At 67.5% G+C, this 11,081-nt stretch carries 16 protein-coding genes; 8 read left to right on the top strand and 8 right to left on the bottom strand.

What is annotated here, in order from left to right:
- A partial coding sequence (locus tag KHO41_RS16395; RefSeq protein ID WP_211954328.1) for a hypothetical protein occupies positions 1-256 on the top strand: 256 nt, incomplete at its 5' end.
- A gap of 9 nt (positions 257-265) precedes the next feature.
- Here KHO41_RS16395 and KHO41_RS16390 read toward each other — a convergent pair.
- A complete protein-coding gene (locus tag KHO41_RS16390) occupies positions 266-823 on the bottom strand; it encodes a YcnI family copper-binding membrane protein (RefSeq protein ID WP_376989937.1) in 558 nt (185 codons plus the stop codon).
- 271 nt (positions 824-1,094) lie between these two features.
- On the opposite strand from KHO41_RS16390, the gene KHO41_RS16385 reads away from it, so the two are divergent.
- Positions 1,095-1,391, top strand: coding sequence for a hypothetical protein (locus KHO41_RS16385; protein WP_211954327.1), 297 nt, complete (start codon positions 1,095-1,097; stop codon positions 1,389-1,391).
- A 14-nt stretch (positions 1,392-1,405) separates the two neighbouring features.
- Here the strand turns inward: KHO41_RS16385 and KHO41_RS16380 are convergent, their stop codons facing one another.
- Both KHO41_RS16380 and KHO41_RS16375 read right to left on the bottom strand, forming a co-directional pair.
- Positions 1,406-2,017 (bottom strand): response regulator transcription factor, encoded by a 612-nt coding sequence (locus tag KHO41_RS16380; RefSeq protein ID WP_211954326.1) that lies wholly within the window; start codon positions 2,015-2,017, stop codon positions 1,406-1,408.
- On the bottom strand, positions 2,014-3,378 hold the full coding sequence (locus KHO41_RS16375; protein ID WP_211954325.1) for an ATP-binding protein: 1,365 nt from the start codon (positions 3,376-3,378) through the stop codon (positions 2,014-2,016). Before KHO41_RS16375 ends, KHO41_RS16380 begins: the two co-directional genes overlap by 4 nt.
- Positions 3,379-3,536: 158 nt before the next feature.
- Between KHO41_RS16375 and KHO41_RS16370 the strand changes: the two genes are divergently transcribed.
- The gene (locus KHO41_RS16370) at positions 3,537-4,013 is read left to right on the top strand and encodes a copper chaperone PCu(A)C (protein WP_011296364.1); all 477 of its coding nucleotides are present in this window, start codon (positions 3,537-3,539) and stop codon (positions 4,011-4,013) included.
- Between the two features lie 24 nt (positions 4,014-4,037).
- Positions 4,038-4,211, top strand: a complete 174-nt coding sequence (locus KHO41_RS16365; RefSeq protein WP_211954324.1) for a hypothetical protein — start codon at positions 4,038-4,040, stop codon at positions 4,209-4,211.
- On the opposite strand, the gene KHO41_RS16360 is transcribed toward KHO41_RS16365, so the two are convergent.
- Complete coding sequence (locus KHO41_RS16360) at positions 4,175-5,110, bottom strand: LysR family transcriptional regulator (protein WP_211954323.1); 936 nt, start codon at positions 5,108-5,110, stop codon at positions 4,175-4,177. The genes KHO41_RS16365 and KHO41_RS16360 overlap by 37 nt on opposite strands.
- A gap of 94 nt (positions 5,111-5,204) precedes the next feature.
- On the opposite strand from KHO41_RS16360, the gene KHO41_RS16355 reads away from it, so the two are divergent.
- On the top strand, positions 5,205-5,723 hold the full coding sequence (locus tag KHO41_RS16355; RefSeq protein WP_211954322.1) for a DMT family transporter: 519 nt from the start codon (positions 5,205-5,207) through the stop codon (positions 5,721-5,723).
- On the opposite strand, the gene KHO41_RS16350 is transcribed toward KHO41_RS16355, so the two are convergent.
- The 3 genes from KHO41_RS16350 to KHO41_RS16340 are packed head-to-tail and all read right to left on the bottom strand — an operon-like array spanning position 5,708 to position 6,795.
- Positions 5,708-5,938, bottom strand: coding sequence for a cysteine-rich CWC family protein (locus KHO41_RS16350; RefSeq protein ID WP_211954321.1), 231 nt, complete (start codon positions 5,936-5,938; stop codon positions 5,708-5,710). The two genes, KHO41_RS16355 and KHO41_RS16350, sit on opposite strands and share 16 nt — an antisense overlap.
- Positions 5,935-6,177: a zf-HC2 domain-containing protein gene (locus KHO41_RS16345; protein ID WP_211954320.1), complete on the bottom strand. Its 243-nt coding sequence runs from the start codon at positions 6,175-6,177 to the stop codon at positions 5,935-5,937. Before KHO41_RS16345 ends, KHO41_RS16350 begins: the two co-directional genes overlap by 4 nt.
- A gap of 18 nt (positions 6,178-6,195) precedes the next feature.
- A complete protein-coding gene (locus KHO41_RS16340) occupies positions 6,196-6,795 on the bottom strand; it encodes a sigma-70 family RNA polymerase sigma factor (protein ID WP_211954319.1) in 600 nt (199 codons plus the stop codon).
- 237 nt (positions 6,796-7,032) lie between these two features.
- Here KHO41_RS16340 and argB point away from each other — a divergent pair, with 237 nt between their 5' ends.
- From argB to slmA, 3 genes are all read left to right on the top strand, one after another.
- The gene (gene argB / locus KHO41_RS16335; protein WP_011296370.1) at positions 7,033-7,962 is read left to right on the top strand and encodes an acetylglutamate kinase; all 930 of its coding nucleotides are present in this window, start codon (positions 7,033-7,035) and stop codon (positions 7,960-7,962) included.
- Positions 7,963-8,036: 74 nt separating this feature from the next.
- Positions 8,037-9,005 carry a pyrimidine 5'-nucleotidase gene (locus tag KHO41_RS16330; RefSeq protein WP_211954318.1) on the top strand — a complete coding sequence of 323 codons (969 nt, stop codon included), beginning with the start codon at positions 8,037-8,039 and terminating at the stop codon, positions 9,003-9,005.
- Positions 9,002-9,667 carry a nucleoid occlusion factor SlmA gene (gene slmA / locus KHO41_RS16325; RefSeq protein ID WP_211954317.1) on the top strand — a complete coding sequence of 222 codons (666 nt, stop codon included), beginning with the start codon at positions 9,002-9,004 and terminating at the stop codon, positions 9,665-9,667. Before KHO41_RS16330 ends, slmA begins: the two co-directional genes overlap by 4 nt.
- Here the strand turns inward: slmA and creD are convergent.
- Positions 9,664-11,064, bottom strand: coding sequence for a cell envelope integrity protein CreD (gene creD, locus KHO41_RS16320; RefSeq protein WP_211954316.1), 1,401 nt, complete (start codon positions 11,062-11,064; stop codon positions 9,664-9,666). The genes slmA and creD overlap by 4 nt on opposite strands.
- Between the last annotated feature and the right edge of the window lie 17 nt (positions 11,065-11,081).

The raw sequence follows: 11,081 nt of genomic DNA, 5'->3' as shown, positions 1-11,081 counted from the left end.
CGTGGAATTGATGGCCAGCGGCAACGACGCGCTTTTTGGTTACTTTTTGTCGCTCGGACAAAAAGTGACTCGCCGGCTACGCCGGCGAAACAGCGGCGCCTGCCAAGAACGCCACCGCCACTCCGCCCAAAAGAAATTCCGCCGGCTACGCCGGCGAAACAGCGGCGCCTGCCAAGCACAACACCGCAATCCCAACCACAAAACCCCCCACCCGGCTACGCCAGCAAAACCAGCGGCGCCAGCCAAGCGCAATTGACACCCCCCCTTAGTGCGAGTGCCCCTGCATATGCCCCGCCGGCGCCACCACCTCCAGCTCCGCCGCCGGTGACTTCAAATCACGCGTCGTCTGTCCGTCTGCCGGCACCTGCGTCCATTCCGTCGTCCCGTTCTCGCATTCCTGCACGACAGGGAAGTACAGCTTGCCGCCCTGCTCGGGCAACTTCATCAGCATCACGAACTCGTCGAAGTGCGCGTCGGCCAGCGTGCCGCCGAACCAGCGCAGCGTACGCACATCGTCGGTCATCAGCTTGCCGTGCGACTGGACGGGCTTGGCCAGCGCTGCGCGCTTGACCTCGAGCTGCCAGCCGGCCTTCGGCTGCGGATGCGCGCCTTGCACGCCGTCGGGGATCGTGACCGTGATGGCGCGCGTGGCGCTGCCATTGCAGCCGTGGCCAACCATCAGCGTGCCCTTGTAGTAGCTCCCTGCCGGCGCTTGCTTCTGTTCGAAGACGATATGGGCCGACGCGGCGGCGGACACCGTCATCAGCGCGGCGGGCAGCAGCCACTGACGCGCGAGCCGGCGCAGGGAAAGCGGGTCATGCATGAAGTTCTCCTTGTCAGCCCGCCAGTCTAGCGGCGCGGCTGCTGCCTCGTGTTGTGGGCCGATGCGGCGTAGTGCCGCAGCCGTGGATGTCAGCAATGCGTGTCACGGACGTATCAGACGTATCGACCCTGCCACATCTCGGTAAGGTTGGTAAGCATTGGTAAGCACACTGGCGCACACCAGCCGCCCGATGAGACCCTTGCGCACCTTGAGCCGAATGGCAGATGCGGGAGCCACCGCATTTCAACAACCTACTGGCAGGAGGAAAAACATGGTGAAGACTCAGTTCAGCCGCGTGGTGGTCGCTACCGCCGGCTTGTTGGCCGCAATTGCTGCGGCAACTGCTTTCCTGTGCATGCGTCCGGCAGGCGCGGCCGCGCCCGTCGCGCGGCATGGCAGCCTGGGCGCCGCCGCGGTTGCGGCGGCTACGCTCGCACTGCAATCCGGGGAGCTGTTCACGCTGGCCGACCGTCACGCCAGCGACGCGCTGCGCGTAGTCGCGCGGCAAGACAAGTCGGACGGCGCCAGCGATGCACTGGAATGGGACTACGTGCAGCTTCGGCTGTAATCCGCTCCGTACGGTCAGCGCGATACCGGCCGCTTGCCCAGCTTGCGCTGCAGCGTGCGCCGGTGCATGTTCAGCGCGCGCGCGGTCGCGGAGATATTGCCGCCGTGCTCGTTCAGCACGCGCTGGATGTGCTCCCACTCGAGCCTGGCCACTGACAGTGGCACCGGCTCTTCCATCGCGGCTTCCGCCGCCTCCTCAGAGATGCCCGCCATCAGGGCCGTGAGGATCGAATCCACGTTCGCGGGTTTGGCCAGGTATTCATCGGCTCCTTGCTTGACCGCGGCCACCGCGGTGGCGATGCTCGCGTAGCCGGTCAGCACCAGGATGCGCGCGTCAGGCAGCGACTGGCGCAACGGCCCGACCAGTTGCAGCCCGGACTCGGCCGGTGCCGTGCTGCCTGCTTCAGGTGGTGGCCCAAGGTGCAGGTCCAGCGTGACGTACGCAAACGCCGTGCGCGCGGCCAGTGCCAGCGCCGTGCTGCTGTTGTGCGCGACCTGCACGGCGTAGCCGCGGCGCGTCAGCGCACGGGCCAGCGCGCCGGAGAACACCGCATCATCGTCGATGACCAGGAAGGGCGTGCCTGCCGGCGCGGTCGATTCGGGAACCGGGTGGTGGGTAACGGTCATGACGGATTGACTGCCAGGGAAGGGGAGGACGGCACGCGCAGTTCGGCGACGGTGCCGCCGCCGGGTCGATCGCACCAGGCGAGTCCACCGCCCATCTGCCGCGCGCCGCTCTGCGCGAGGTACAGGCCGATGCCCTGGCCGCCGTGCGGACTGACCACGGGCGCTTCGCCAAGCTGCGTGCGCAGTTCGTGCGGAATGCCATCACCGTGGTCGCTCACGCGGAAGGCGAGGTTGCCCTGCTCGAAGGCGATTTCCAGTTGCAGCGGCCGTTGTGCGTTCCCGGCCGATTGCTGGCTGCGCGCAGCGTTATCCAGCAGGATGGTCAGGATCTGACCCACGCGCGCCGGTTCGATGGCCAGTGCGCCGGCCTGCGCGGTGGCGCTGGCCTGCAACGTGGCATTGGGATGGCGCAGTTGCCAGCGCTCGGCGAAGCCGCCGAGCCATGCGTCGATGCGCGCGGGCTCGAGCGTGGCCGGATCCTCGCGCAGCCGCGCCAGGATGGTTCGGCACAATTCCAGTTGCTGTTCGACGGTCAGCAGGTCCGGCAGGTAGTCGGCAACCGGTGTGACACCGCGCGCACGGTCCGAGGCATCGCCGCGCAGCTCGCCCGCGATGACCGCCAGCGTCGCCAGCGGCGTGCCGATCTCGTGCGCGACAGCTGCCGCCTGGGCATTGAGGTCTTCCACGCGCGCTTCACGCAGCAGTTGCTCGCGTGCGAGGTGCAGTTGTGCCTCGCGCTGGCGCAGCACGCCGGAAAGCCGCGCCACGAACAGCGCGATCATTACCGCGCTGGCCACGAAATTCAGCCACATGCCGGCGAGGTGGTAGTTCACGGCCTTGTCCGGATCATGCAGGTCCAGCGGCAGGTACTCGAACAGCAGCACCGTGTAGCAGGCCAGCGCGAAGCACGCGAGCGCGATCACTTGCCGCCATGGCAGGATGGCCGCGGCGATGGCCAGCCCCGGCAGATAGAAAGACACGAACGGGTTGGTGGCGCCGCCGGTATAGAACAGGATTGCCGACAGCGCGGTCAGGTCGACCAGCAACTGGCCCATCAGCTCGGCTTCGCCGGGCACCGTGCCGTGCCGGGTGTGCAGCCGCAGGCGCAGTCCGGTCAGCACGTTGAACAGCGCCTGCAGCGCGAAGACAACCAGCAGCGGGCCCGTCGGCAGCGCGACGCCGATGATCGGCTCGCACGACAGCAGGCACAGTGCCTGCCCGGCCAGCAGCGCCCAGCGCAGCCAGAACAGCCGGCGCAGGCTCACCAGGTTCGGGCGCGCGGCGGGGCCGGCCGGAAGTGGCGGCGAAGCGGTGAAGGCTGGCGGATGGGCACCGGCAGGAGCGGCGGGAGCGGCATGCATGCTGCGAGTGTATCAATGCGGCCCGGCGGCTCCGGCATGTGCGACACCTTGCCGCATTGGTCACGTGGGGCTGCGGCTGCCAGACTATCCGGTTATCTGCGCTGCCGGCACCGTCCGGCGGTAGCATGGTCTAATGTCTGCTTTCGGGAGAGCCCTACATGCAAGCCAAATTCCGCGCGGCCACGCTGGCCGCATCGTTCGCCATGCTGGCCTCGGGCGCCGCGCTGGCGCAGGTCGATGTCAGCAACGCCTGGGTGCGCGGCACGGTGCCGACCCAGACGGCGTCGGGCGCCTTCATGGTGCTGCACGCGCATGACAACGCGAAGCTGGTCGGCGTGTCGTCGCCGGTCGGTGTGGCGGAGCTGCACGAGATGAAGATGGAAGGCAACGTCATGCGCATGCGCCAGATCCCGTCGCTGGATCTGCCGAAGATGCAGGACGTCGAACTCAAGCCGGGCGGCTACCACGTGATGCTGACGGACCTGAAATCCCAGCTCAAGAAGGGCGATACGGTGCCCATCACGCTGAAGATCGAGCAGGGCGGCAAGGTGATCGAGCAGAAGGTCACCGCCGAAGTGCGCGACATGACCGCCAGCGCCGCCAGCCAGGGCGGCCACGGCGATCACAAGCACTAAATCGACCGAGCGGCGGGGGAAGAGATGGCCAACAAGCAGCTCGGTACCCGCCAGAAGCTCGTATTCCGTGGCGGCACGGGCGCGCCGCAACCGTCGCGCGGCAAAGGCGCCGTGCGCAAGTCGGGCCCGCCGCAGACCGGCGGCAGGCCGACGCCTGCGCGTCAGCCGCGCAAGCTGATCGGCTCGTCCGATTCCTGAGTGGCCGCAGCGGCCTGCACGCGTTCGCGCAGCCAGGTGTGGCCCGGATCGGCGTCGGTGCGGTCGTGCCAGATCATGCTGAACGTGAAGTCGTCGAGCGGGAACGGCGGATCGAACACCGCGTAGCGCGGATCCGCTTCCAGTGCCGCCAGGCTGCGGCGTGCCGTGGTCAGGACCAGGTTGGTGCCGGCGATCAATGCGGGCGCCACGCTCCAATGCGGTACCACGCAGGCGATCTTGCGGCGTCCACCGATCTTGGCGACCGCGGCATCGATGGCATCGACACGCTCGCTGTGCGTGGCGACCAGCACGTGGGAACGCGCGAGGTAAGCCACCTGGTCCAGCCTGCCGGTGTCGCGCACGGTCGCCGCATCGACGGCGCAGGCATAGCTTTCTTCGAACAGGGCCGTCGCCTGCACGCCTTCCGGCTGATGCGCGAAGACGCCCAGCGCCATGTCGATCTCGCCGTCGGCCACCTGTGCCGTCATGGCTTCACGGCTCGCCTGTGTAACCACGAGGTCGATATTTGGCGCCGCCTTGCGCACCGCGCGCAGCAGCCGCGGCAGCACGACCAGCGCGCCGTAGTCCGACATCGCCAGACGGAACGTGCGGCGCGCCGTGGCGGGTTGGAAACCGCCGGGTCCGAGCAGAATCCGCACTTGCGACAGCGCTTCGGCCAGCGGGCCGGCGATTTCATGGGCGCGCGCGCTTGGCACGAGTCCGCCCTTGCCGCGTACCAGGATGGGATCGTCCAGCAACTGGCGCAGCCGGCCCAGCGCGTGGCTGACCGCCGGCTGGCTCAGGTGCAGGCGCAGCGCGGCGCGGGAGATGTGGCGTTCGGCCAGCAGTGCTTCCAGCACCACCAGCAGGTTCAGGTCGATACCGCGTAGGCTATTCATTCGGTGAATATTAAACGTATGAAAGCAGAATTGGAAATTCATTCTGCGATATTTCACACTGTCAGGCATCGAATATTGCCTTACGGAGTGCGCCATGTCAGGCACGACCCTTCCGACAAACCTGCTTCTCCCGCTTGCCACGGCCGTGCTGGCCGGGGCGGCCATTCCGTTTCAGGCAGGCGCCAACGCCACGCTTAGCCGCACGCTCGGGCATCCGCTGTGGGCGACGGTGGTATCCCTGCTGGTCAGCCTGGCCGCCATCCTGCCGCTGCTCTGGCTGTTGAAGGTGCCACTGCCGACGCTGCCGCTGTCGGCGTCCCGGCCGCCATGGATATGGATCGGCGGGGTGCTGGGCGTCTTCTATATCACAGCCGCGTTGCTGATGGCGCCGCGATTGGGTGCCGGCGGCTTCATTGCCGCGGTGGTGGCCGGCCAGGTGGCGGCGGCCCTGGCGGTCGATCACTTCGGGCTGGCAGGCTTCGCGGTGCGTGCGCTGACGCCGGCACGCGTGGCCGGCGCGGCGCTGATCGTGGCCGGCATGGTGGTGATGCAGTGGAGTGCGGCACATGAGGCGCGGCCGCAAGCCGCGCCTCCGCTTCAGTCCGGGGTCTGAGAGGCTTCCTGAGCCGCGGCCTGGCGTTTCTGCAGGCAGGTCGGGCACAGGCAGTGCTGGTTCGGCACGATCCTGCGCGCGGGCAGCAGCGGCTGGCTGGCGCACCAGCATTCGGGCAAGCCGGCCACGTAGCCGCACACGAAGCCCGCTCCGCACTCGCTGCAGTGTTCGACCGGGCGCAACTGGCCGGCGAGCACGGTGGACGGATCGGTCACCGCGGGCTTCCCGGCATATCGCCGTCCTGGCCGTCCTGATCATCCTCGCCCAGCCGGCGCATGGCCGAGCGCATCATCTCCATTTGCGCGCTGAAACGCGTGCAGGCGTCGCAGATGACCAGGTGGCTGCGCACGCGCAGACGCTCGGTCCAGCTCAGGGGGCGATCCATCCCCTTCATGGTCAGATGATGGACTTCCTCGCAGTTGGGCAGCAGGCGGTGGCGGGACGAATCAGGCATGGGTTCCTTTCAGGCGGGTCACCGCGTCTTGCCGGTCGTCAGTCCGGGCTGCTGCCCGAACCAGTTCAGTTCCAGGCACTCGCGCAGGCGCATACGGGCGCGGTACAGGATGACCCACACATTGGTCGCGCTGACGTCCAAATCCTGACAGATTTCTTCGGTCTCGAGCTCCAGCCATTCGCGCATCATGAAGACCCGTGCCGTTTTGGCGGGCAGGCGGTCGACGCAGGCCTGCAGGATCTCGAAGAACTCGCGCCGCTCCAGCGTCCGGTCCGGATTGCCCCAGTCGGATGGCATGTCCTGGTAGTGGCCGTTGCGTGTGAAGAGCGCGTCGAAGGCGTCCTGCTCGGACTGGGTCTCGCCGTCCTCGTCGGTGGCCAGCGCCAGCCGCACTTCGCGCCGGCCGCTGCGCAGCAGGTCGATGATCTTGTGCTTGAGGATGCCGACCAGGTAGGTCTTCAGCGCAGATTGCCCGGCAAAGCGTTCCGGGTGCTCCAGCACGGCCAGCAGGGTGTCGGACACCGCGTCTTCCGCGAGCGCTTCGTCGCGCAGCTGCAGCCGCGCGAAGCGAAGCAGGTGGGGGCGAAGGGCTTCCAGGTCGGCGGTGTCGTGAGGCATCGCTGCGGCGTTGGTCCGGACGTGTTGCGCAAAGATGACGCCGGGGCGCCGTGTCGTGCGCCACGCGGCGCATCGGCCCGGCTTGTGCCCGGCCCCGTGAGCCGGTCGCCCGCGCACCTCGCGGATTCTTGTAAAATCGGCGCCTGCCGTGGCCCTATGGTGCACTTTCGGGCGATCCCCGTGAGTTTTCCGTCAGGTTTGCGGCAGATTTGCCATCATACCTGTTGATTCTCACGGATGTCCCCAGCCATGAACGCCGACAACCCTGGAGCTGCCGCGACTGCGGTGGCCGCTATCGCCCCCGCCCTCAAGGCCGAGATCCTCGCCGAGGCGCTGCCCTATATCCGCAAGTTCCACGGCAAGACCATCGTGGTCAAGTACGGCGGCAATGCCATGACCGAGGAAAAGCTCAAGCACGGCTTCGCGCGCGACGTGATCCTGCTGAAGCTGGTCGGCATGAACCCGGTGGTGGTGCACGGCGGCGGCCCGCAGATCGATGAGGCGCTCAAGAAGGTCGGCAAGGTCGGCACCTTCGTGCAAGGCATGCGCGTGACTGACGAGGAGACCATGGAAGTGGTCGAGTGGGTGCTCGGCGGTGAGGTCCAGCAGGACATCGTGATGCTGATCAACCAGTACGGCGGCCAGGCCGTGGGCCTGACCGGCAAGGACGGCGGCCTGATCCGCGCCAAGCGCCTGCAGATGCCCGACCGCGAGAACCCGGGTGCGTTCATCGATATCGGCTACGTCGGCGACATCGAGGCGATCAACCCGGCCGTGGTCAAGGCGCTGCAGGACGACGCGTTCATCCCGGTGATCTCGCCGATCGGCTTCTCAGACGACGGCCAGGCCTACAACATCAACGCCGACGTGGTTGCCGGCAAGATGGCCGAGATCCTCAAGGCCGAGAAGCTGGTCATGATGACCAACATCCCCGGCGTGATGGACAAGAAGGGCAACCTGCTGACCGACCTGTCCGCGCGCGAGATCGAGGAACTGTTCGCCGACGGCACCATTTCGGGCGGCATGCTGCCGAAGATCTCGTCGGCGCTCGACGCGGCCAAGAGCGGCGTGCACTCGGTGCACATCATCGATGGCCGCATCGAGCACTCGCTGCTGCTGGAAATCCTGACCGAGCAGGCGTTCGGCACGATGATCCGCTCGCACTGAGCGGCACCCAGGGCGGCGCCCGGCTGGCGCGCCGCCCGCTGTCTTCTCCTCCTTTGCCTCAGCACCGATCCGGCGTGTCTTCCAGTCCTTCCACTTCGCGCCGTGTCCAGGCGCGCCTGCGCCGGCGTCCGGCCGGTGACCAGTCCGGCGACACGGTGTGGCTGTTCGATCTGGACAACACGCTGCACGACGCCTCGCATGCCATCTTCCCGGCCATCAACCGGCTGATGACGGCCTACGTCGCGCGCGTGCTGGGCTGCGACGACGCCACCGCGAGCCGCGTGCGCGTGGATTACTGGCAGCGCTACGGCGCCACGCTGCTCGGCATGATCCGCCACCACGGCGTGGACCCGGCCGATTTCCTGCGCGCCGCGCACGAATTTCCCGAGCTGGCCGACATGGTGCGCGTGCGGCGCGGGCTGGCCGCGCACCTGCGCCGGCTGCCCGGGCGCAAGATCATCGTCACCAACGCGCCGCAGGCCTATGCGCGCGAGGTGCTCGATATTGCCGGCATCAGCCATTGCTTCGAGCGCGTGATCGCCATCGAGCAGATGTGGGTGCACGGGCATCTGCGCCCGAAGCCAGACCGGCGCATGCTGCGCCGGCTGCTCGCGCAGACCCGCATCGCGCCGCACCGGGCGGTGCTGGTGGAAGACACGCTGTCGCACCTCAAGCGCTACGCCGGCACGGGCATTCGCACGGCCTGGGTCACGGGCTACCTGCGCACGATCGCGCCATCGCGCCCGCACGCGGTGGCGGCGCCGGAAGCTTCCGGCAGCCGCGGCGATGCCGCGGTGCGTTCCACGCTGGATGCCGAGGATCGCCAGCATGCGAGCCATGCCGCGCAGGAGCATTCGGTGACGCTGGTGGCGGCCGAATCTCAGGTCCCTCCGGCGGCAGGCGCTACCGGGCTGTCACCGCAATCACAGCCCGATCACGCGCCGCGCGTACGGGCGCGCGTGCCGAACCGGCCGGCCTATGTGGACATAAAAGTACAATCGATGCATCAACTACAACAAAGATTGCGGAGAACCGGGTCATGATGGAAAGCAACGGAACCCCGCCGGAAGCGGTCCTGCCGGGCGGGCAGGACGCCGCGCCGGCCACCGAAACCGCGCCGCCGGCGCGCAAGCGGCCGCGGCCGGGCGAACGCCGCGTCCAGATCCTGCAGACGCTGGCTGCCATGCTCGAGCACCCGCGCGGGGAAAAGATCACCACCGCCGCACTGGCGGCGCGCCTGAGCGTGTCGGAGGCGGCGCTGTACCGCCATTTCGCGAGCAAGGCGCAGATGTTCGAAGGGTTGATCGCCTTCATCGAACAAACCGTGTTCGGCCTGATCAACCAGATCACGACGACCGAGGAGCACGGGCTGCGCCAGATGCAGGCCATCGTGCGCATGCTGCTGTCGTTCGCCGAGAAGAACCCGGGCATGACGCGCGTGCTGACCGGCGAGGCGCTCGTCGGCGAGCACGAGCGCCTGCAGGACCGTATCAACCAGATGGTCGACCGCATCGAGGCATCGCTGCGCCAGTGCCTGAAGATCGCCGTGACGCAGGGCGCGTTCCCGGCCGATGCCGATGTCGCGCTGCGCGCCGCGCTGGTCATGGCGTACGTGCAAGGCCAGTGGCATCGCTATGCCAAGAGCGGTTTCCGCAAGTCGCCGGGCGAGCGCGTGGACGCGCAGTTGCGCGTGCTGCTCGGCTAGACCGCACCCTCTCCCGCCGCCGCAACGGCGGCGGGCTTGTCGTGCTGCGGCTGCAAGGCCGCGCCGGCGGCATACCAGTCCACCTTGCGCGTCACGACCATGATCGCGGCCAGCAGCAGGAACAGCAGCAGCGAGCCAAGCACCAGCGCGTTGTCTTCCGAGCGCAGCAGCACGTAGAGCGCGCCATACAGCGTGGTCAGCAGCGTGGCGAAGCCCAGCCCGCGTTTCCAGCTGCGCAGCACGAACGACAGGTAGAAGCCGAGCAGGCCGATGCAGGCAGCGCTTGCCGCCACATAGGCCAGCACAAAGGCGATATGTTCGGAGAGGCTCAGCAGCAGCAGGAAGAACAGCGCCAGCGCCAGGCCCACCAGCAGGTATTGCATTGGGTGGATGCGAAGCTGCTTGACCAGCTCGAACAGGAAGAACCCCGCAAACGTCAGCAATACGAACAGGATGCCGTACTTGGTTGCGCGCTCGGTCTGCAGATAGATGTTGACCGGCTCGATCAGCTTGACCGTGACCGTGTCCAGACCGCCGCCGCCTGCGCCCGAAATCTGCTCGCGTGCCTTGGTGTTGAAGGCGGTCACGCTCCAGTTCGCGCGGAACCCTTTGTTGTCGACCGTACGCGTACGCGGCAGGAACTCGCCGTCGAAGCTCGGGTGCGGCCACGCCGACTGAATCGCGATATCGTTCTGCGCGGCGATCGGCACCACGGACAGCGATTGCGCGCCCAGCAGCGGCAGCGTCAGAGCAAACGGCACGGTGCGGCCAGCATCGCGCGGATGGCCCGCCGCGACCTTGAAGTCGGGCAGGTCCAGATCGGCATGCAGGCCCTGCGGCAGCGTGGGCAGTTTCGCGCCTTGTTGCAGCGGCAATTTCTTGCCATCGAGTTCGATCACGGGCGCAGTCATCAGGCCGCGTGTGTCGGTAATGCCCAGCGCCAGATAGGGCTGGCCGACTTCAAACCGGACATGGCCGGGCGAGCGGGCCAGGTCATCGGGCGAGGGCAGGGTGATGCTGCCCTCCCAGCGGCTCTGCATCTCGTACACCAGCGTCTTGTGGATGCCGCGGTAGCGTTCGCCCGGCGTAACGCCGGCCTGCACGCGCAGGGTTTGCGGAAACACCAGCAGTTGCCGCACCTCGACGCGCATCGTCGAGACGGCGGGCTGCTTCGGATCGGCGCGTTCGGTGACGGAGGTGACCTCCTTGTACGGCACCACGAGCACCGGTCCGGTCAGCGTCTGTGGGCCGGCGTAGCTCTTCCAGATACTCTGCTCGGCCTCCTGGCCGTAGGACTTGCGCTCCTGGACGAGGTTGCCCACAAGGCTGAGCGGGATCAGGATCAGCACGATCAGCACGCCGGTGATCAGCGATTTGTACAGCAGGACTTTGTTCATGGCTCGGGCCCCGGAAG

Source organism: Cupriavidus numazuensis (assembly GCF_905397435.1).
Classification (GTDB): domain Bacteria; phylum Pseudomonadota; class Gammaproteobacteria; order Burkholderiales; family Burkholderiaceae; genus Cupriavidus; species Cupriavidus numazuensis.
This window is presented reverse-complemented; position numbering and strand designations above follow the sequence as displayed.

Bases quoted from the DNA above. Each gene is read 5' to 3' on its own strand.
- KHO41_RS16390 (WP_376989937.1), bottom strand. From the start codon at position 823: ATGCATGACCCGCTTTCCCTGCGCCGGCTCGCGCGTCAGTGGCTGCTG.
- KHO41_RS16385 (WP_211954327.1), top strand. From the start codon at position 1,095: ATGGTGAAGACTCAGTTCAGCCGCGTGGTGGTCGCTACCGCCGGCTTG.
- KHO41_RS16380 (WP_211954326.1), bottom strand. From the start codon at position 2,017: ATGACCGTTACCCACCACCCGGTTCCCGAATCGACCGCGCCGGCAGGC.
- KHO41_RS16375 (WP_211954325.1), bottom strand. From the start codon at position 3,378: ATGCATGCCGCTCCCGCCGCTCCTGCCGGTGCCCATCCGCCAGCCTTC.
- KHO41_RS16370 (WP_011296364.1), top strand. From the start codon at position 3,537: ATGCAAGCCAAATTCCGCGCGGCCACGCTGGCCGCATCGTTCGCCATG.
- KHO41_RS16365 (WP_211954324.1), top strand. From the start codon at position 4,038: ATGGCCAACAAGCAGCTCGGTACCCGCCAGAAGCTCGTATTCCGTGGC.
- KHO41_RS16360 (WP_211954323.1), bottom strand. From the start codon at position 5,110: ATGAATAGCCTACGCGGTATCGACCTGAACCTGCTGGTGGTGCTGGAA.
- KHO41_RS16355 (WP_211954322.1), top strand. From the start codon at position 5,205: ATGTCAGGCACGACCCTTCCGACAAACCTGCTTCTCCCGCTTGCCACG.
- KHO41_RS16345 (WP_211954320.1), bottom strand. From the start codon at position 6,177: ATGCCTGATTCGTCCCGCCACCGCCTGCTGCCCAACTGCGAGGAAGTC.
- KHO41_RS16340 (WP_211954319.1), bottom strand. From the start codon at position 6,795: ATGCCTCACGACACCGCCGACCTGGAAGCCCTTCGCCCCCACCTGCTT.
- argB (WP_011296370.1), top strand. From the start codon at position 7,033: ATGTCCCCAGCCATGAACGCCGACAACCCTGGAGCTGCCGCGACTGCG.
- slmA (WP_211954317.1), top strand. From the start codon at position 9,002: ATGATGGAAAGCAACGGAACCCCGCCGGAAGCGGTCCTGCCGGGCGGG.
- creD (WP_211954316.1), bottom strand. From the start codon at position 11,064: ATGAACAAAGTCCTGCTGTACAAATCGCTGATCACCGGCGTGCTGATC.